This window comes from Enterococcus hulanensis (genome assembly GCF_005405485.1).
Classification (GTDB): domain Bacteria; phylum Bacillota; class Bacilli; order Lactobacillales; family Enterococcaceae; genus Enterococcus_A; species Enterococcus_A hulanensis.
The window spans coordinates 26650-46156 of record NZ_BJED01000007.1 but is presented as its reverse complement, the minus strand read 5'-3'; the positions used below and the strand labels follow the sequence as shown (position 1 = coordinate 46156).

Here is a 19507-nt window from a genome sequence, read left to right as displayed (position 1 = left end):
AAAGAAGGAAGTTATTACGATGATCTTAATTATAAAAAAAGGAATTCAAGAACAAGATTTAAAACCAATTTTATCACGTATCGCAGAAGAAGGATTAGGAGTACAAATCAATCACGGGAAAGATCGTTTAGTTTTGGGACTTTTAGGAGATCCAAAAATCATTCAAAATGTACCGTTCCAAGCTTACAGTGTCGTTGAACGGGCAGTAGCTATCTCAAATACGTACAAATTGACTTCAAGAGAATTTCACCCGCAAGATACAGTAGTTGATGTAGACGGCGTGAAAATCGGTGACGGCAGTTTCGTAACGATGGCTGGTCCTTGTTCAGTCGAAGGCGAAGAACAAATTATGGAAACAGCCCGCATGGCAAAAGCCGGCGGTGCCAAAATCTTACGCGGAGGAGCATACAAACCTCGTACTTCTCCATACGCTTTCCAAGGTTTAGGCGAAGAAGGTTTGAAAATCATGCGCAAAGCCGCTGATGCCCATGGCTTAAAAGTGATCACAGAAGTCATGGATGAGGCGCACATCGATGTCGTTTGCCAATACGCTGATATCATCCAAATCGGTGCACGCAATATGCAAAACTTCCGATTACTTGAAGCAGTCGGAAAAACAGGCAAACCAATCGGCTTGAAACGCGGGATTTCCGGGACGATCCAAGAATGGTTAAATGCAGCGGAATACATCGCTGTCCAAGGCAATTCAAAAATCATTTTCATTGAACGCGGGATTCGGACATACGAAACTGCTACCCGAAACACCTTTGATTTAAGTGCCGTACCATTGATCAAAAAATTGAGCCATTTCCCAATCATTGTTGACCCAAGTCATGGTACAGGCGTATGGGATCTAGTGGCACCGATGGCTCGAGCAGGTGTTGCCAGCGGAGCTGACGGTATGATCGTTGAAATCCATCCTGATCCATTACATGCTTGGTCTGATGGGGAACAATCATTGAATGAAAAAAATTACCTACAAATGATGAGTGAAGTAGAAATCATGGTAGATGCGATGCAAAAAGTTAAGGAACTAACAAAAGAACCTTCACTGATTTAAACAGGGGGAACGTTTCATGGAAATTGTCTTATCAGATAAAAGTTATGAAATCATCGTAAAGCGCCACGCTTTAGATACTGTTGGCGAATGGATCGCTTCACTTTGGCAGAATAAAAAAATCGCAATCATCAGCGATGAACATGTTTTTCCGCTTTATGGCGAGAAAATCCAACAGCAGTTAGCCAATTATGAGGTCTGTCACTACACTGTGCCGGCTGGCGAAAGCAGTAAATCTTTAGAAATGGCAAACAATCTTTATGATTTTCTAGCCGATCAGCAATTTACCCGCAGTGATGCAATCATCGCTCTTGGTGGAGGTGTTGTGGGCGACTTAGCCAGCTTCGTCGCTTCGACTTATATGAGAGGGATCGCCTTTGTTCAAATTCCCACCTCCTTACTAGCACAAGTAGATTCTAGTATTGGCGGGAAAACAGCGGTGAACTCAAGCAAAGCCAAGAATATGATTGGAACCTTTGCTCAACCGGATGGCGTATTGATCGATCCAGAAACATTGAATACTTTGCCGGAGCTGCGAGTACGCGAAGGAATCGCAGAAATCATCAAGTGCGGCGCGATCAGTGATGCTTCACTATGGAACGACCTTGAGAAACTAACAGGAATCCAAGATCTTTTAGCTCATAGTGAAGCGATCATTCTCAAAGCTCTGGAAGTAAAGAAGACAGTTGTCGAAGAAGATGAATTCGATAACGGCTCACGTCTATTATTGAATTTCGGCCACACGATCGGCCACGCAATTGAAAATACAGCTGGCTATGGAAAGATCAGTCACGGCGAGGCAGTTGCCATTGGAATGGTGAAGATTTCGCAAACCGCTGAGAAAAAGAATCTTTCACCAGCCGGTATCACTAATAAAATTAAAGCGATGAATCAAAAATATCAACTGCCGATTACTTATCAGCCGTGGGAAGCCGAAAAATTCTATACGGCCATCACCCATGATAAGAAAGCTCGGGGCAGCAGTTTAAACATTATTTTATTGGCAGAAATCGGCAAGGCCTATATTAAAAAAATCAAACTCACTGAAATCAAAGAGTTTTTACTAGAAGGAGAATAGCTTATGCGTTACTTAACAGCTGGAGAATCTCATGGACCAGAATTAACAACGATCATCGAAGGTGTTCCAGCAGGACTAACACTCTCCGTTGAAGCAATCAATCAAGAACTAGCAAGAAGACAAGGCGGCTACGGACGCGGCGGACGCATGAAGATCGAAAAAGATCAAGTTCGGATTACCTCTGGCGTGCGTCACGGCAAGACATTAGGTTCTCCAATTACCATGATCGTCGAAAACCGTGATTGGAAAAATTGGCAAAAGGTCATGTCTGTCGAAGCAGTAGCTGAAAAAGATGAAAAATTACGTCGGGTATCAAAACCACGGCCAGGACACGCTGATTTAGTCGGCGGGATGAAATACCATCACAGTGATTTGCGGAATGTTTTGGAACGCTCGTCTGCTCGCGAAACAACGATGCGAGTGGCGATTGGCGCTCTTGCAAAACAAATTTTAGCAGCAGTAGACATTGATATCGCCAGTCACGTCGCAATTTTAGGCGGAATCGAAGCTGCAGTTCCAGAAAAATTGAGCGTAAAAGAGATTAAAGCCAAAACAGCAGTCTCAGAAGTCAACATGGTTGATGAGACAGTCGAAGAATCGGTTAAGGAGTTGATCGATCAAACGAAAAAAGCTGGCGATACCATTGGCGGCGTCGTGGAAGTACGAACGGACAATGTACCAGCTGGATTAGGCAGCTACGTTCAATGGGACCGCAAGCTGGATGGCAAGATCGCACAGATCATGATGAGTATCAATGCATTTAAAGGTGTTGAATTCGGAATTGGATTCGAAGCGGCTCATCGACCAGGCTCCAAAGTCATGGACGAAATCGTCTGGGACGAAGGTTACAGTCGAACAAGTAATCACCTTGGCGGCTTTGAAGGCGGCATGACCAATGGCGAACAGATCATCGTCCGAGGTGTCATGAAGCCGATCCCGACATTGTACAAACCATTGATGAGTGTCGATATTGATACGAAGGAACCTTACAAGGCAAGTGTTGAACGTTCAGACAGCACGGCGGTTCCAGCCGCTTCTGTCGTTGCAGAACATGTCGTTGCGACAGTCTTAGCACAAGAAATTTTAGAAAAATTCTCATCCGATACAATCGATGAGTTAAAACAGGCGGTTGCAGAATACCGCGAAGCAATCAAAAACTTTTAAGAGAGAGGGTACGTCTATGAAAAAGAAAGTGTTCGTCTTAGGACTTGGTCTAATCGGCGCTTCACTTTGCCGGGCAATCAAAAATCCAACGATCGAGCTGTTCGGCTGGGATCATTCGGAAGAAACCCGCGAAATCGCTAGTGAAGTTGGATTAGTCGATCAAATTGCTTCTATTGAAAGAGCTCCTGAGATGGATATCATTATCTTGGCCGTACCCGTCTTATCAACGCTGCATTACTTGCATGAACTGGCACGCTTGCCATTGAAAGAATCAGTGATCGTCACCGACACCGGCAGCACAAAAAATGAGGTCATGAAGCTGGCGAAGACACTGCCTTTTACATTTATCGGAGGACATCCAATGGCGGGCTCCCATAAATCAGGAGTCAAAGCAGGGAATCCAAATCTTTTCGAAGAGGCTTACTACATTTTGACACCGCCTGAAGGAACAAACGTCGACCCGTTAATGGAACTATTAGAGCCGACTCGAGCAAAATTTGTTGTGATCGAACCTGAATCTCATGATGAGATCGTAGGGGTTTTGAGTCATTTGCCTCACATCGTGGCATCAGGTTTGGTGAAAATGAGTGATCAGCTGACAGAAGATCACCCTCGGGCAACACAGTTGGCAGCAGGAGGCTTTCGCGACATTACAAGAATCGCTTCCTCAGATCCGCAAATGTGGACCGACATTTTATTAACCAATCGATCAATCTTGCTGGATTTGATCACAGGCTGGCAGGACGAAATGACGAAGATTCAAGAAAGCCTCATTCAAGAAGACCAGCCGGCAATCTATGACTTTTTTAGTCAGGCCAAACATTCTCGCGATCATTTGCCGACAAAAGATCGTGGCGTAATTCCAGCATTCTACGATCTTTACATTGATATTCCGGATATCGCAGGAGCCATCGCAAAAGTGATGACGCTCATTAGCGAGGCTGGTATTTCGGTTATTAACTTAAAAATTCAAGAAACTCGGGAAGATATTTTCGGTGTTCTAGAACTTTCATTTAAAAATCAAGCAGACTTGGAAAAAGGGCAATTGCTAATTGAAGAAGCGGATTTTCGTTGTCGCAGAAGGAGTTGAACAAATGAAACTATTGAAAACTAAAGCAGGTCTGACCGGTACATTGACGGTACCAGCGGATAAATCAATTTCACATCGCAGCATCATGTTCGGTGCGATCAGTCATGGGAAGACGACAGTCCATAACTTTTTAAGGGCAGAGGATTGTTTGAGCACTGTCGCTGTTTTTAAAGCACTAGGTGTTGCAATCAATGATGAGGGAAAAGATATTATCATTGAAGGGGAGGGCTTTGAAAATTTACAAGCGCCGAAAAAGCTATTAGACGCTGGGAATTCTGGTACAACAATGCGTTTGGTATTGGGAATTTTAGCAGGGCAGCCTTTTCATTCAGAAATCGCCGGCGATGCTTCATTGAACCGCCGCCCGATGGAACGTGTTATGGGACCACTAAGAACAATGGGTGGAAACTTGCAGGGTGAACAGGGCAGTGAATTTCCTCCGATCGCGATTGAGGGAAGCAAGCTTTCAGCGATCACTTACGAAATGCCGATCGCAAGCGCACAAGTAAAATCCGCGATCCTTTTTGCCGCACTGCAAGCAGAAGGTTTGACTACTATTATTGAAAAAGAAAAATCACGCAATCATACAGAAGAAATGATCAAGCAGTTCGGTGGAAAAATTACAGTAGAGGATAAAAAAATCACTGTACCGGGCGGACAAAAATTAGTTGGTCAAGAGGTAACGGTACCTGGTGACATTTCCTCAGCTGCCTTCTATCTTGTGGCAGCCAGCCTATTACCCAACAGCAATCTTCAATTAAACCATGTCGGTGTGAATCCCACTCGTACGGGTATTTTAGATATTTTACAGGAAATGGGTGCCAATATCCAAGAGGCCGCTCTAGATCAGCAGAACCAAGCAGCGGACCTACTAATCAAGCCAGCACCATTGAAAGCTGTAGAAATTGGCGGAGAGATCATTCCGCGTTTAATCGATGAATTACCAGTAATTGCCTTAGCCGCCACTCAAGCAGAAGGAACGACCATCATTCGCGATGCGCAAGAATTAAAGGTCAAAGAAACGAATCGAATCGATGCAACCGCTCAAGAGCTAAACAAACTAGGAGCCAACATCGAAACGACAGATGATGGAATGATTATTCACGGACCTACAAAGCTCCGTGGCGGAGTAGTAGACAGCCATGGCGATCATCGCATCGGAATGATGCTTCAGATCGCAGCTCTATTAACAGAAGATCCAGTGGAGCTAAACAATCCCGAAGCTATCAACATTTCATATCCAAACTTTTTTACAGATTTAAACTCATTGATTTAGACTTCAAGTAGCAGATTGCATATTGCGAGATCAAAAAAGGATTCAGAATAATACAAGATTAGAGTCGTTTAGTTAGATAGTATACGGCGTGAGAATCAGACTAATTTTTTGTTAAAAAAATTAGTACATTAAAACGAACAAGGATGCCAGTCTAACTCTTAGCAGTTTAGATGTTGCGTGATCAAAAAAAGATTCAAAATAGTACAAGAATCGAGCTGTTTAGTTAGATGGTATACGGCTTGAACATTAAATTTATTTTTCTCTTCAAGAAAAATAATTACCTTCAAATGAAAAAGGAGAATGCCTAATGGAATCTATTGTCTTAATCGGCTTTATGGGAGCCGGAAAAACTACGATTAGTAAAGAACTTGCCACTACATTGAATGCCCGGGTGGTAGATATGGATGATGTTTTAGTTGAACGGATCGGACAGCCGATCAGCGATTATTTTGAAGAACATGGGGAAGCATCGTTCCGGGAACACGAGACGAACCTTTTAAAAGAAGCATTGAATGAAGAATCGGTTATTGCAACTGGCGGCGGCGTCATTTTGCAAAAGGAAAATCAGCAAGTCTTATCCGATAAATTAGTTGTTTACTTAAAAGCAGATGCGAATGTTCTGGTGAAACGAATTCGCGAAGACAAAGTAAATGTTCGTCCGTTGGCCATCAAAAACGACGATGGAGACCTGAAACGCTTATTCTTCTCAAGAGAAAAGCTATATGAAAAATTAGCCAAGATCACCGTCGATACCTCAGAGAAATTACCAAAGGACATTGTTAGCGAGATCATTCAACAAGTCGAGGTTGCTTCTTAATGAAAGTTGGCTATTTGGGACCGAGAGGGTCATTTACCTACAGTGCGGCTGCAAACTTTTTTAATGAAAATGTATTACTACCTTATGACTCATTAACTGCGCTCTTAGAGGAACAGCGAAAGGGCGCATTGGATTATTGTGTCGTTCCGATCGAAAATACGATCGAAGGCTCTGTATTGCCGACATTGGATTTGATTTTTCAAACTTTGCCGACGATTCAAGCGGAGATCGTATTGCCGATTCAGCAGCAGTTAATGGTGCATCCTGCTCATGCCGATTCTTGGCAGGATACGGAATTGATTTGCAGCCATCAACAGGCTTTAGCACAATCGCAAGTCTTTTTGATGAACCATTTTCCAACAGTTGATATCGAACAAATCGGCTCAACGGCTCAAGGCGCGCAAAAGGTCGCCGATAATCCTGAAAAACGTTATGCCGCGATCGGTTCAAGAGACGCGGCCAAACAATTCGGTTTAACGATCGTCCAAGAAAATATCCAATCGATCAGTGAGAATGAAACACGCTTTTGGGTGCTGGGGGAGCAACCAGTCGCAGGGAACCTGCCTCATGGAAAGAATAAGGCGACGGTTTTATTCGATTTAGCTTCAGATCATCCTGGGGCACTTTATCAAGGCTTGGCGATCTTCGCGGCAGAAGACATCAACTTGACTAAGATCGAATCACGCACACAAAAAACAAAATTAGGGGAGTACTTCTTTATTATTGACCTAGAGACTCCAGCTAAGGAGAAGCTCAATAAAGTGCTGCTTCAGTTAAAGGAGCAGAATTTCGCTGTCACTTTGATCGGCGATTACCCAACATATCTTCCAGCGGTTAGAAAATCTTAGTAGTTAAGGTTTTCTAATTTTTTTTGGGAAAAATAAGACAAAGGGCAGATGATTTGCTATTTTAATAATAATAGTAATGAGATGAAGAGGTGCACTATGAGCCGAATGGACAAATATAAGAAGATCCACGAGGAAAGTCAAAAGGAGGATAAAAAACCTTTTGGCTTTCGGCGTGAGATGAAAAAAGACGAAAAAGCAGAACAAGAAAGAACTAGATACGAAGAGCCTAGCTATGAAGAACCGCGGCAGACGTATCAAGAACCTGAAAAAGAATTCTATTATGAGGATCATTATCAAGAACCGAAGAAGAAACGATTCAATTTCAAACTGCCTAAATTTAAAAATCCTTTTAAACGAAAACCAAAGAATCCTTATGAACAGAAACCGAAGAAAAAGAGAAGCTGGCGCAGAATATTAGTCATGATCCTGATTGCGATCTTAGGGTATTCGGTGATTTCTTTTGGTGTTGGTAATTTTGCCGCGAAGCATGATTCCTCTATGCCGAAGATCGAGACACAGGAATTTAATGGCGCGACCTCAGAAAATGGCAAGCGAAACATTTTGCTCCTAGGCAGCGATACCCGCGACAATATCAGCGGACGCTCCGATTCAATGATGGTACTGCAGGTCGATGGCTGGGGCAAGCCGAAGCTGGTTTCCTTTATGCGGGATATGTATGTCAATATTCCTGGCGTTGGAGAGAATAAACTGAATGCCGCCTATGCTTACGGCGGGGCTGATCTCGTTCGCCAAACACTTAAGGAAAATTTTGGGATCGATTGTCGCTATTATGCGATGGTGGATTTTCAAACATTCGAAAAGGGGATCGATGCGTTGTTCCCGCGCGGTGTGCAGATCGATGCTGAAAAGGATATGAGTGCCTATATTGATGAACCGATCACACAAGGAACACAGCGAATGAACGGTCATACCTTATTGAACTATGCTCGTTTCCGAATGGATGAAGAAGGCGACTTTGGACGTGTCCGTCGTCAGCAGCAGGTGATGCAATCCGTTTTTGGACAATTAATTAATCCGCTAGTGTTGTTGCGCGGACCATACGCTGCGGGGAAAATCTGGGGGTATCTTTCAACAGATATGCCAAATAGTTATGTTTTAACACATTTACTTAATTTCGGAAAAGCGGTGGGCGGACTTGAGCGTTTGACCTTGCCAGTTGATGGATCATGGTCCTATATCGATACCGTCAATGCCGGCAGTGCGCTAGCCGTCGACACAAACCAAAATGCGCAGGCGGCTCAAGAGTTTTTAGGGAAGTAATAGAATTTTGATTCCCATCAATCTATGAGTATGCTATATTATAATTATTGTAAATTTTGATAGAAACGAGGAAGCGACTATGAAACTAGCGATCGTGACAGATAGTACCGCTTATCTGAATGAACGCATGCGCAATCATAAAGATTTGTTCATAATTCCAATTCCCGTCATCATTGACGGCGAACCTTTTGAAGAAGGGGTGGATATTGGATATGAAGAATTCTATCGAAAATTGAAAAGCAGCAAGGATTTCCCAAAAACCTCTCAACCGGTTTTAGGCGAAGTTTACGAATTGTATCGCTCAATCAAGGAACAGGGCTACGATACAGTGATCAGTATTCATTTATCAGAAGGTATCTCAGGTTTTGTTCGTACATTGACAGCAATTAAAGATGATATTGAAGGATTACAGCTTATTCCTTATGATTCTAAAATCACTAGTGTCCCTATGGGGTATATGGTGGAAAAAGCACTGGAAATGAGTGAGCAAGGAAAGTCACTAGAAGAAATATTGGCAGCCGTCGATCAAATTCGCGACACCACGAATGCCTATATTATTGTTGACGATTTAGACAACTTGGTCCGAGGCGGACGTTTGACCAATGGCGCCGCGATCATTGGCGGTTTGTTGAAGATCAAGCCGATCCTGACCTTTGAAGATGGCAAGATCGTTCTGGCAGAAAAAATTCGTTCATTAAAGAAAGCTTTACAACGTACCGAGGAAATCATTGAGGAGCGTCGTCAGGAAAACCAAGATGAACTGCGAATCTATGTGATCCACGGCAACAATCCAGAACTCGCTCAGCAAGAATACGATAAGCTGCGGCAGAAATATCCCGATGCGACAATCGATGTCGGCACATTCGGCCCAGTTATCGGCACTCACTTAGGCGATAAAGCAATCGCACTTGGTGTAGCAAAATAAACATGAACTCACTAATTCGTTTAGTGAGTTTTTCTTTTGTCAAATTCACTCAATAAATTTGCGCAAATGTGAAATGACTTATAAGAGATAGCTGTTAGTCAAAATTTTAGCAGTTATGCAAGGTGATAAGATTTGAAAATCATATACAAATCGTTTAGTTTCATGGTATACACAGCAAAAATAGAACTCATTTTTTGTGGTCTTCAAAAAATGAATACTTTAATGAGAGGTAGTTGCCAGTCAAACTTTTCACAGTTTTATAAAGCATGAGAACGAATCAATCTTCTAAGTAGAAAACTTCTTACAAGACGTTTAGTTTGATGGTATACGCAGCGAAAATCGGACTCATTTTTTGTGGGTTTCAAAAAATGATTACCCTAATATGAGTTAGTTGCAAATTTTCTCTCTTTTGCGTATTCTGTCTTCATCAGTAGTTTAGTAATTTACTAAATTACTAAAGTGAATTATTACATAAGTGATTCTTTTAATGAAAATAAATAGGAATCAACTAGGAGGATTTTTTATGAAAATACCGACGAATTTAAAACACAAACCAGTCTTTTTAGTAGAAAATTACGATAAAATCGACGGGCACCATGCTTGGGATAGCGATGCCAAAGGTCTAACATTAGGCTTGGCACAATGGAATGATCGTGGGCGTGTGGATATTTCCGGCAAGGTTTGGCGTCATACTGGAGAAAAATGGTCGCGCCAGTCAGAAGAGCTGCCGATCACACGAATTTTAGACTTAGCGATTCTAGTGGCGCAATCAAGTATTTATTTACAAGATGCCTATCGCTATGAAAAATTTTATGATCCAGAAGACCCTAAAGTAGACATTATTGGGCTGCAGGGGGGCCGAATGGAAGTCAAAGTCGATACAGAAAATCCCAAGATCGACGAAGACATTATTCTGTTCAATGATACGATGAATAAAGACGGCGACTTGATCGCGCAGCGTTATCGAACATTGAAACGTCTTTTAGACGAATTAGGTTATTAAACTGAATGACGAGGTGAATTAAGATGGAGCAATCTTTTGTCGTGACTAAAGGACGAAAGTTTACCAAAGTAGAAGAACAAATGATCTGGCGCAAGCCGTTAAGTCATAAAACCAGCAAGGAAGAAGTCAGAATCGCGTCGGAGATCAAAAATAATTGGCTTGATCCCGAAATGAAAATCATGAATGTTTTATTGGAAGGTGATGCCGGTTCAGGGAAAACTCAACTTGCCCGCGCCCTATCTGATGACCTGCAGCTGCCTTATACAAAAGTTACCTGTTTTGCTGACATGGATAAAACAGATGTCTTTGGCGCCTTATTGCCAGTTGTCAGTGCCGACGATGAGGACGATCAAGAATTATTGGAAGCGATCTATCAAACAGACTCTTTACAAGAGGTTTTGGCAGTAATCGAAAGCCATTTCCAAATTGATGCGGATCAAGCAAAAGATCGCTTATGCAAACTAATCGAACGGATTGATAAGGATGAAACTACAACAAGTGTTGAGTATAAATTTTATCCTTCAGAGATCGTTCGTGCGATGCAAAAAGGCTATCTGCTGGAAATCCAAGAGCCTACAGTAATCCGTGATGCTTCAGTTTTAGTAGCTTTGAATTCTGCTTTGGAGCCGAATGGTTTATTGAATATCCCCACTGGTATTATTCGCCGGCATCCTGATTGTGTAGTAATCATTACGACCAACCGCAATTATCAGGGAAATCGACCGCTGAATGAATCGCTCCGTGACCGGGTACAGCATGCGGAAAAAATGGATCTGCCTTCTATTGAAGTAATGATTGAACGAGCCATCGCCAAGACGAATTTTACGGATCGTGATTACCTTGAAGTTATGGCGGAAATCATCCGTTTATTAGATGAAACAGCCAAGGCCAATGCGATCAAAGGCGTAGCAGGGATGCGCTCATATTTCTTTTGGGTTAATAGCTTGAAGCAGGGGCAAGACCCATTGGAAAGTATTTTTCCGAAAGTTTTATATAAATTAACTACGGACGAAACAGAATTAAAGATTTTGCAGGAGGCTTTAGAGCAAAGCAAGCTGCTGACAGAGCTTCAGCAAGTAAAGAATCAGCAAAAATTGCAGCAGGGCAGAAGAATCAGTCAAGCAGAAGCGGACCAGCGAAATATTTTTGAAGAGGCAGAAGAGGCGACTTTGAAGAGCGAGGCCGTAGAAACCGATGCTCCAACCGAAAATCAAGAAACAAAGGTTGAAGAGGTGGAGTCTGAAAAAGAAAAAAAGCAGCCCGAAGCTGCAACAATTTCTGATGATGCCGAACGAGGGGACGCTGAAACCGAAAGCACGACAGCCTCGATCGATGAAGAGGAGAAAATCGGTTCAGCGATGTCATTAGATGAAATGGCGGAAATCGATAAAACAAAACGAAAGGAATTAAATCGCGAGATACGTGAAAGTCTGAAAGAGACGATCCATGCAAAAGAAGGAACGATACTTCATCGACCAACGATCAACGAAGCGGCGATCAAAAACGGCCAAGAGCTGACACAAAGTGTGCTGCCAGAAGTAGAAAGCCTAAGTCGCGTAATCAATGATTTGTTAAATAAAGAAGTCAGCAATGATTACTCCAGCGGGAAATACTATGGCGCGCGATTTAATCCAAGCCACGTTGCTTATGGTGATCTAAGAAACTTCGATAAGAAAAATCCGCCAAGCGAACAGCCTTCATTGGCATTAGCCGTGCGGGTGGATGAATCTGGCTCGATGCTGCGAGATGACCGGATTCAAAACGCTAAATTAGCAGCAGTTGCTTTGAGTTTATTTGCTGAGAAGACCAATATTCCGCTGATGCTATATGGGGATTCTGCAGATCTTAGTCAACGAGAAAAAACTTCGATCTATTCATACAAGGAATTCGACGACGGCTATGACTTTATGGCGGCCAAGCTTTCTACGATGAAGCCGCGACAAAATAATCGTGACGGCGTACCACTGAGACTATTAGCTGAGAAACTTAGTCAGCAAGCTGCCGACACAAAGGTTTTACTTTCGATCAGCGACGGTCAGCCGAAAGCTTTACCGGATTATACTGGTGAAAAAGCCAAGCAAGATATCCAATCAGTTCTAGATGATTACGAAAGAAAAGGGATCCTTTTCATTGCTTGTGCGATTGGTGAAGACAAGGAGCAGCTGCGAACACTTTACGGTGAAAACAATTTTGTCGATATCTCTGATATTTCAACATTGCCGCAGCAGCTTCTTCAGTTAATTGCGCGGTTTATCTAAAAAACCTACCTACGAAAAATTCGTAGGTAGGTTTTGTTGTTTAAAATATTTAATATGTTGCGCGAGGTCCGCCGATATATTTTGGACGGCTGCGTAAAGCTGTCACATGTGCGCCGCCTAATTCTTTGATGGATGGGCGAACAGGCACTTGCACATATTTTACATGCATACCGATCGAAGTATCGCCGATATCAATGCCGGCTTGAGCCACAATATGCTCAACTTCAACTGGATCACTGAATTGTTCAAAAGCCGCAACCGAACAAGAACCGCCAGCATGCAACGCTGGTTTTACTGAAACAATTTCCCAATCTTTTTTCTCAGCCAGCTCTCGCTCGACAACGACTGCACGATTGATGTGTTCGCAGCCTTGTACTGCTAGATAGATTTTTTTAAGATCAAGAATTGCTTTCAGGGTCTCGATAACCCATTGACCGACTTCTTGACTAGAATTTTTGCCGATTGTACCGCCAACGATTTCACTGGTCGTACAGCCTAATACAAACGTGTCACCAGCTTTTAGATTGGCTGCTTCTAAGACATCATTTGTGATAGTGGTTAGTTGTTGTTGGATTTTTTCTTTTTCCATTTTGGATAACTTCCTTCTATTAACTATTTATATTGAGGATGACGCAGAACCCGCTGCAATGCGTGAAAGAGGGGAACTGTCACCGCGATACCGAAAATATTTTGCACAGAATTACCTGGTAACGAAGCCAAACCAGCAGGCCAGCCAAATAATAAGGCAGTCGCCAACGCATAGCCGATGATCATAAATAAGCTGGCGAATAAAAAGCCTACAGTAAGACCTTTTTTATTGGGATACCTCTGATATAGATAGCCCAAAATAAAGCCTTGAATCCCATGAATGATGATCGAAAAAATCGCCCATTCAGGATAACCAGAAATCATATCGATCAGACCACCGCTTAATGCTCCGACCAAAAATCCGCCTCCCGGCCCAAAAAGCAGAGCAGAGGCATAGATTCCAACTTCGCAAAGTGTTACGAAGCCTTTGGTGGCAGGGATCGGGATAATAAATAATATCGATAGTGTCACAGTTAATGCCACCATCATCGCAAGTTTCGTCATATCTTTTGTTCTCATGTCAGCACCTCCGTTTTCACACTATCGCCAAACCAAACATTTCCTTCACCATTTTTTAGTGTGAAGCCATTTTTGATTCCTTGATAAACATATTCTTTACTATCCTTGATCGCTGAAATCAAGTCTTTGCCTAGTAGCAAGTTCGAGGTAATTGCCGAGGCAAATGTACATCCAGCGCCATTAATCGTTGTTTTCGTTAATTTTGGCTTAGAAAAGAATTCGAAATGTGCGCCGTCATAAAACAAATCCGAAGCTAAATCGCCGGAAAGACGCTCGCCGCCTTTGATCGCCACAGAGCGTGCGCCAAGAGCTGAGATTTTTTGAGCTGCCTGTTCCATTTCATCCAAGTTGGTAATCTTTTGCTGGCTTAAAATTTCAGCTTCTTTCAAGTTCGGAGTAATGATCGTCGCGAATGGAAACAATTCAATCAGTTTTTCACGGTAGGTATCGCTATACACACGATCTGTTTCTTTAAAGGCCATGACGGGATCTAAGACGATCGGACCATCAAATCGTTGCAAAAAATCTTTTACAATTTCCAACGATTCTAATTGATGAATCAAGCCGATTTTTATTCCATCCAGACTTAGATTATCATCGATTGTTTTTATTTGTTCTTGCAAAAGTTTAGGCGGCAGATCATTTATCTCAAATTGACCGTTGTTGACGACTGCGATACAAGTAATCGCCGTCAGGCCAAATAGATGATGATTCTCAAATGTTTTTAGATCGGATTGCAGACCGCCGCCCGCTAAAGTATCCGAGCCTGCAATTGTCAGCACTGTTTTGGTCATAGAAAAACTCCTCATGTCATCCATCAATTAATTAGTGAGTCATTTAAACGGATATCGTTAATGATTCTTATTATAAAGTTGTGAACTGAAAAATAAACAGCCAATTGGTTGTTTTCTAACTCATCCAATTTTAAGTGTAAATATTTGTTCCAATAGAAGAAGTGCGTTAGCATAAGTGAGGAGAAAGGGGATCATGTATATGAAAATATTTATTGCTGGAGCAACTGGCCGCGTAGGCGAAGAATTGATCAAGAACTTAACAGCAAAGGGACACGATATTTATGCGGGGGCTCGTCGGGACCAAGACATTAAAGCGACCGATTCAGTCAAGCCTGTTTATTTAGATTTACATGGCACCGTTGATGAAATCGCAGATACGCTAGCTGATGCAGAAGCCGTTTATTTTGTCGCCGGCTCACGAGGAAAAGACCTGTTACAAACAGACCTGTATGGTGCAGTCAAATTAATGCAGGCCGCCGAACAAAAAGGGATCAAGCGTTACATTCATTTAAGTTCACTGTTTGCGTTGCAACCGGATAAATGGAGTGAAGCATTAACTGAGTATAATATCGCAAAATTTTTTTCAGATAACTGGCTGATCGACAAAACGAACCTGGATTATACGATCCTGCAGCCTGGCACCTTAAAAGAGATTCCCGGCAGCGGAAAAATAACTACAAATATCACAGAAAAATCAGAGAACGCGATCGAAAACGTCGCAGCCGTTTTGGCAGCGTTGCTGGAGCAAGATAACACCATTAAAAAAGTAATTTTAATGGGCGACGGCGACACACCGATTGAAGAAGCAGTAAAAAAAATATAAAAAATTTGGTCCACTCAGTGAAAAAGCTTATCTGAGTGGATTTCTCTTTTCTAAATTCAGACGAGCAGAAAAATATTAAATTATTTCTTAGTCTTTCGACTAACTTAATGATAAAATAGAGGTTGCTGAAAAGAGAATTCCGTAATTAAGGAGAGACCTTATGAATCTTCAAAATATTCACAATGCTAGAATCGAAGAGGGGGTTCAAATGATCCGAAAAAGGAAAGTCGCAAAATACTATATGAAAGCGCAGGGGTTTGCCAAGAAAGAAGCCTACGAAACGGCAGAAAACACACAGCCGGAGTTCGTCGAGGCTCGCAATCTTTATTTGGCTTTGTACCATGACGCCAAGCCTGTCTTTGCTGATCGCAGCGAAAAGGAAAAGGCGCTGAGAGTTTATCAGGTTTTTAGTGTGCTGGCTTTGGTTTGTTTTGTTGCTTGGTTGTTCAGTAATGGGTATCTGAACGGCTCCACCGTAACCGACAATTTTCTTTTGATTGCCTTAGTGATCAATTTAGCTATCACGAGCTATTTCGATGAAAAAGTCACGGAACGAATTCACGAACGAAAGACTAGAGAGCTTTTACGCCACAGTCCTGAAGCGTTGGACAAGTTAGCCCAAGTCGAGGAAATCAAGCGAAACATTTTTCGGGCGGAGCATCGCGGTATCAAATTAGTCGAAGAGCAAAAAGTAGAAGCCGAGAAACTAGCGGAAAAACAACCTGAGACTGAATCAAAAATCATCACCATGGACAAAATAAAAGCACTGCGTAATAAAATCAAAAAATAGCCGACTACGTTAAAAGGAAAACGTGATTGGCTATTTTTGTTTTTGCGTTTATCCTGTTTGCTTTTAGTGAAATGGTTTGCAATAATTTGACGTATAACCAGCAAGGAGGACAACGCGAATGCTTAAAGCAATTATATTTGATATGGATGGTGTGATTGTCGATACTGAATTTCAAGATTTTCGAATTCAACAGGAGTTTATCAAAAAGGAGAATCCGACCATCGATCACGCGGCCACAAATTTTGACGAATTAATCGGTCAGTCCTATGACATGCTTTATAAGACTTTACGCAAATTCATCGACAGCAATGATTCATTAAGTGCGATCAAAGAACGTTTTGAAAAATTCAACGATGCCGCCTATGAATCAATAAACTATCAGCAGTTGTTTAGAAAAAACATTCTCTCTATTTTAACGTGGGCAAAAGCAAATAATATTTCGATGTGATCTACAGCGGTGAGTTCGTCGCAGAAAGTAAGCCAAATCCAGCGATCTACCTAAATACTTTACAAAAACTGAAGGTCAAACCTGAGCAGGCGATCTCTATTGAAGACTCATACTACGGAATAACCGCAGCAAAAGCTGCAGGAATTACCACGATCGCTTATAAAGAAACACGAGCGGAGGTCGACCAAAGTGGCGCTGACTATTTAGCAGCGGACATGCTTGAGATTTACGAGCTTATTAAAAGCTTGAACAAATAAAAGCAAGAGGGAGAGCTTAGTGGAAAAGACTTCACTTACTTTTAAGAAAATATCGACCAATGACTTTCACTTTCTGAAGTCGATCCTTCAATCAGAAGAACTAATGCTGCTTGGCTGGGGGAAAATCTATACAGACGAAGAAGTAGAAGGCTGGATCAATAAAATTACTCAGCAATATCAAGAATACGGATATAGTTACTTCATCGTAGCAGATACTCGCACTCAGCAATCAATTGGAATTGCCGGAATCATCAAAACAACCATTAATTTCACTACCCTCGATGAAATCGCCTATATCGTAAAAAAAGAATACCAAGGTCTTGGTTATGGAACTAAAATCGTACAGGAACTTGTCAAATTAGCCTTCAATCGCTATCATTTACCGCAAATTTTTGCGCAATTTGCTATCGAAAACCGCGCATCGCAAAGAATTCTTGAAAAAAATGGGCTGACTTACGAGTTCAGTTATCAGCGAAAGCAAAACGGCATGCTAAAAGAACATTTAGTTTATCAATTAAAGAATTAATTCTGGTTACCAGAATACCGTCTAACACTCAGCAGAATCTTGTTGAGTGTTTTTTTGCTATTAAAAATGTAAATTGACATCAAAAGTTCGAAGTGATATATTTATCTCATGATACAAATATATCACATCACATAAGGAGATTTAAAATGTTTAATAAAAGAGTAAAATCATGGATGGGGTTTCTTGGTGTTTTAGGTTTTCTTGGCGTGCTAGGCTTCGTATTAAATGAGCCGGGATTTCTTGTATTTTTTGTGTTCTTCGGCTTTTATGGGTTTTATTGGGAAGGAAAAATGAATCATGAAAAAATTGATGAAAGACTAAAAAATAATTTTTCGAAGGCACAAAGATATGGGTATAGGGTAGGAATGGGCATGATCTTTCTGACAGTAATACTGTCTGCAAGATTTACAGGAAACTATAAGATGACTTTGATGGTGCAAACAACGTTGATTTGTCTTGGAATTGCAGTGACTTTCATCCTTGTACCTATGTTAACTTATTATTTCGACAAAGCGACTTTTACTAATAAAGAATGAGTTTAAGAAAGATTGATTAAAAAATACAAAAGCAATTAGATGAATCCTGTTCCATTAGAATTTCAGATAAATAAAGGCAGCACTCAACAATTCTCTGTGGGTGTTGTTTTTTTATTTATTGAATTTGATTTTTAGTGACCGAAATGCAATAATGGTCATTGAAGAGGAGTGAATTACTATGCCAAAAAAGTTTAGCAATGAAGAAAGAGAAAAATTGGAAGACAGAATACTCCAGGAGTATAAGCTGAGATTGGAACAAGAGTCCAATTCAACTATTAGCGTGAATGACTTGGTCAAAATAGTAGGCATAGCAAAAGGAACTTTCTATTTAATATTTGAAAACAAGGAAGATTTATTTTTAAGAGTTTTGTTGGATGCTTTTAATGACATTGAGCAATTAATAGAAAAAGTCAAATTAAAAGAAGAAGATTCTTATAGATACTTTACCCAAGTTATTTTTTCGTTTACAGATTTTATCAAAGATAATATGTGGTTAATTAACGCTTCTGGAAAAGAGTTTAATAAGTCATATAGTCAGTTGAGTAAAGGTGGGAAGAAACTGATTGATGAAAAAAAAGAAGAATTATGGCATTGTTTTATAAGTTATCTTAAAAAGGATTTAATGGTTGAGACATCCATTTTTATTGATTCAGTTTCGGTTATTCTTTTCTCAAACAGTTACAGTGTTAGTTTAATTGACTTTAAGCAGACCTATTTATTTCTAGTAGAATCTCTAGGAAAAAGAATGATAAGGAGAGAGAAATAATGAATAAGCTTTTAAGAGTTACTTTCGCTTTAGTAATCGTAGCAATGTTTTCAGCATCTGTACTACAGCTTTTCTTTGCAAATTATATGGGAGCAAACTCAGAATATGGGATATCCTTAGGCTGGCAAAGAGAAATTGCTTTTTGGAATCTTGCGATTATTCCAATACTTATAGCAATCAATATTAAATATGATTGGTTTTTCTTGAGGATCATTCTTTTTTCTTTGATTATTGGAGGAATGGGATTTGGAACCAACCATCTCTTAGGATTTTTAGAAGACAGCTCAAAACTAACTAGCTTAGTAGGTGCTTTAGAAAACTACGCTTTGGTTCTGTGTTGGATAATAGGATGGGGTATAGAGAAGAAAAAGCGCAGCAAGTCATTCCAAGCGTAAGCTTCCTTTTTTCTTAATATTAAAGCTTGTTATTTAAAAAGAGATTTACATAAGTGAGGATTATTTCAAGTGATTGTCGTAGCAAGGATTTCAAGTGCCTAAATTGTGAAATGAGATTGGTCTACTTACAGTTGCCTAGCCACTGTACACAACACTAAGACCATTTTAAAGTACCTAGAAATGAAATATACACCAGAACGGATCGCAAATGCAGTTCGTAGCGTAAAAATCTGTACTTCAACAATCTATACCTGAATTTATAAACAAA

The 19507-nt window shown here is 41.0% G+C and carries 20 protein-coding genes and 1 pseudogene; 18 read left to right on the top strand and 3 right to left on the bottom strand.

The features are described from left to right. The first annotated feature begins 19 nt into the window (after nucleotides 1-19). The 11 genes from aroF (at nucleotide 20) to FFR60_RS09010 (ending at nucleotide 12797) form a co-directional block, all read left to right on the top strand. Complete coding sequence (aroF, locus tag FFR60_RS09060; protein ID WP_088932580.1) at nucleotides 20-1060, top strand: 3-deoxy-7-phosphoheptulonate synthase; 1041 nt, start codon at nucleotides 20-22, stop codon at nucleotides 1058-1060. A 16-nt stretch (nucleotides 1061-1076) separates the two neighbouring features. After that, nucleotides 1077-2135, top strand: a complete 1059-nt coding sequence (gene aroB / locus FFR60_RS09055) for a 3-dehydroquinate synthase (RefSeq protein ID WP_137663895.1) — start codon at nucleotides 1077-1079, stop codon at nucleotides 2133-2135. A gap of 3 nt (nucleotides 2136-2138) precedes the next feature. Further along, nucleotides 2139-3299 carry a chorismate synthase gene (gene aroC, locus FFR60_RS09050; protein ID WP_137663894.1) on the top strand — a complete coding sequence of 387 codons (1161 nt, stop codon included), beginning with the start codon at nucleotides 2139-2141 and terminating at the stop codon, nucleotides 3297-3299. 16 nt (nucleotides 3300-3315) lie between these two features. Further along, on the top strand, nucleotides 3316-4389 hold the full coding sequence (locus FFR60_RS09045) for a prephenate dehydrogenase (RefSeq protein WP_137663893.1): 1074 nt from the start codon (nucleotides 3316-3318) through the stop codon (nucleotides 4387-4389). A gap of 4 nt (nucleotides 4390-4393) precedes the next feature. Further along, nucleotides 4394-5665, top strand: coding sequence for a 3-phosphoshikimate 1-carboxyvinyltransferase (aroA, locus tag FFR60_RS09040; RefSeq protein WP_137663892.1), 1272 nt, complete (start codon nucleotides 4394-4396; stop codon nucleotides 5663-5665). A gap of 307 nt (nucleotides 5666-5972) precedes the next feature. Beyond that, nucleotides 5973-6482 (top strand): shikimate kinase, encoded by a 510-nt coding sequence (locus FFR60_RS09035; RefSeq protein ID WP_137663891.1) that lies wholly within the window; start codon nucleotides 5973-5975, stop codon nucleotides 6480-6482. Beyond that, entirely contained in the window at nucleotides 6482-7330 is an 849-nt protein-coding gene (gene pheA / locus FFR60_RS09030; protein WP_137663890.1) for a prephenate dehydratase, read from the top strand. Before FFR60_RS09035 ends, pheA begins: the two co-directional genes overlap by 1 nt. 96 nt (nucleotides 7331-7426) lie before the next feature. After that, nucleotides 7427-8611: an LCP family protein gene (locus FFR60_RS09025; RefSeq protein ID WP_137663889.1), complete on the top strand. Its 1185-nt coding sequence runs from the start codon at nucleotides 7427-7429 to the stop codon at nucleotides 8609-8611. A gap of 79 nt (nucleotides 8612-8690) precedes the next feature. After that, nucleotides 8691-9536, top strand: coding sequence for a DegV family protein (locus tag FFR60_RS09020; RefSeq protein WP_137663888.1), 846 nt, complete (start codon nucleotides 8691-8693; stop codon nucleotides 9534-9536). Between the two features lie 523 nt (nucleotides 9537-10059). Continuing rightward, complete coding sequence (locus FFR60_RS09015; RefSeq protein WP_088932589.1) at nucleotides 10060-10539, top strand: DUF6530 family protein; 480 nt, start codon at nucleotides 10060-10062, stop codon at nucleotides 10537-10539. Between the two features lie 23 nt (nucleotides 10540-10562). Next, nucleotides 10563-12797, top strand: a complete 2235-nt coding sequence (locus FFR60_RS09010) for an AAA family ATPase (RefSeq protein WP_137663887.1) — start codon at nucleotides 10563-10565, stop codon at nucleotides 12795-12797. Between the two features lie 49 nt (nucleotides 12798-12846). Here FFR60_RS09010 and FFR60_RS09005 read toward each other — a convergent pair whose 3' ends face one another. The 3 genes from FFR60_RS09005 to FFR60_RS08995 are packed head-to-tail and all read right to left on the bottom strand — an operon-like array spanning nucleotide 12847 to nucleotide 14698. After that, nucleotides 12847-13386 (bottom strand): TIGR01440 family protein, encoded by a 540-nt coding sequence (locus FFR60_RS09005; protein ID WP_137663886.1) that lies wholly within the window; start codon nucleotides 13384-13386, stop codon nucleotides 12847-12849. A 23-nt stretch (nucleotides 13387-13409) separates the two neighbouring features. Next, nucleotides 13410-13904, bottom strand: coding sequence for an ECF transporter S component (locus FFR60_RS09000; RefSeq protein ID WP_137663885.1), 495 nt, complete (start codon nucleotides 13902-13904; stop codon nucleotides 13410-13412). After that, nucleotides 13901-14698, bottom strand: a complete 798-nt coding sequence (locus FFR60_RS08995; RefSeq protein ID WP_137663884.1) for a bifunctional hydroxymethylpyrimidine kinase/phosphomethylpyrimidine kinase — start codon at nucleotides 14696-14698, stop codon at nucleotides 13901-13903. Before FFR60_RS08995 ends, FFR60_RS09000 begins: the two co-directional genes overlap by 4 nt. Before the next feature lie 199 nt (nucleotides 14699-14897). On the opposite strand from FFR60_RS08995, the gene FFR60_RS08990 reads away from it, so the two are divergent. The 7 genes and pseudogenes from FFR60_RS08990 to FFR60_RS08960 all read left to right on the top strand — a co-directional run bounded on the left by FFR60_RS08990 (nucleotide 14898) and on the right by FFR60_RS08960 (nucleotide 19239). Continuing rightward, the gene (locus FFR60_RS08990; RefSeq protein ID WP_171004904.1) at nucleotides 14898-15521 is read left to right on the top strand and encodes an NAD(P)H-binding protein; all 624 of its coding nucleotides are present in this window, start codon (nucleotides 14898-14900) and stop codon (nucleotides 15519-15521) included. Nucleotides 15522-15681: 160 nt separating this feature from the next. Then, nucleotides 15682-16311, top strand: coding sequence for a hypothetical protein (locus FFR60_RS08985; RefSeq protein WP_137663882.1), 630 nt, complete (start codon nucleotides 15682-15684; stop codon nucleotides 16309-16311). Nucleotides 16312-16429: 118 nt separating this feature from the next. After that, nucleotides 16430-17016 (top strand): annotated as a pseudogene (locus tag FFR60_RS08980) (HAD family hydrolase). 19 nt (nucleotides 17017-17035) lie between these two features. Next, the gene (locus FFR60_RS08975) at nucleotides 17036-17542 is read left to right on the top strand and encodes a GNAT family N-acetyltransferase (protein WP_137663881.1); all 507 of its coding nucleotides are present in this window, start codon (nucleotides 17036-17038) and stop codon (nucleotides 17540-17542) included. A gap of 146 nt (nucleotides 17543-17688) precedes the next feature. Then, complete coding sequence (locus FFR60_RS08970) at nucleotides 17689-18078, top strand: DUF3796 domain-containing protein (RefSeq protein WP_137663880.1); 390 nt, start codon at nucleotides 17689-17691, stop codon at nucleotides 18076-18078. Nucleotides 18079-18256: 178 nt separating this feature from the next. Further along, nucleotides 18257-18844 (top strand): TetR/AcrR family transcriptional regulator, encoded by a 588-nt coding sequence (locus FFR60_RS08965; RefSeq protein WP_137663879.1) that lies wholly within the window; start codon nucleotides 18257-18259, stop codon nucleotides 18842-18844. After that, complete coding sequence (locus tag FFR60_RS08960; protein ID WP_088932598.1) at nucleotides 18844-19239, top strand: hypothetical protein; 396 nt, start codon at nucleotides 18844-18846, stop codon at nucleotides 19237-19239. Before FFR60_RS08965 ends, FFR60_RS08960 begins: the two co-directional genes overlap by 1 nt. Nucleotides 19240-19507: the final 268 nt, after the last annotated feature.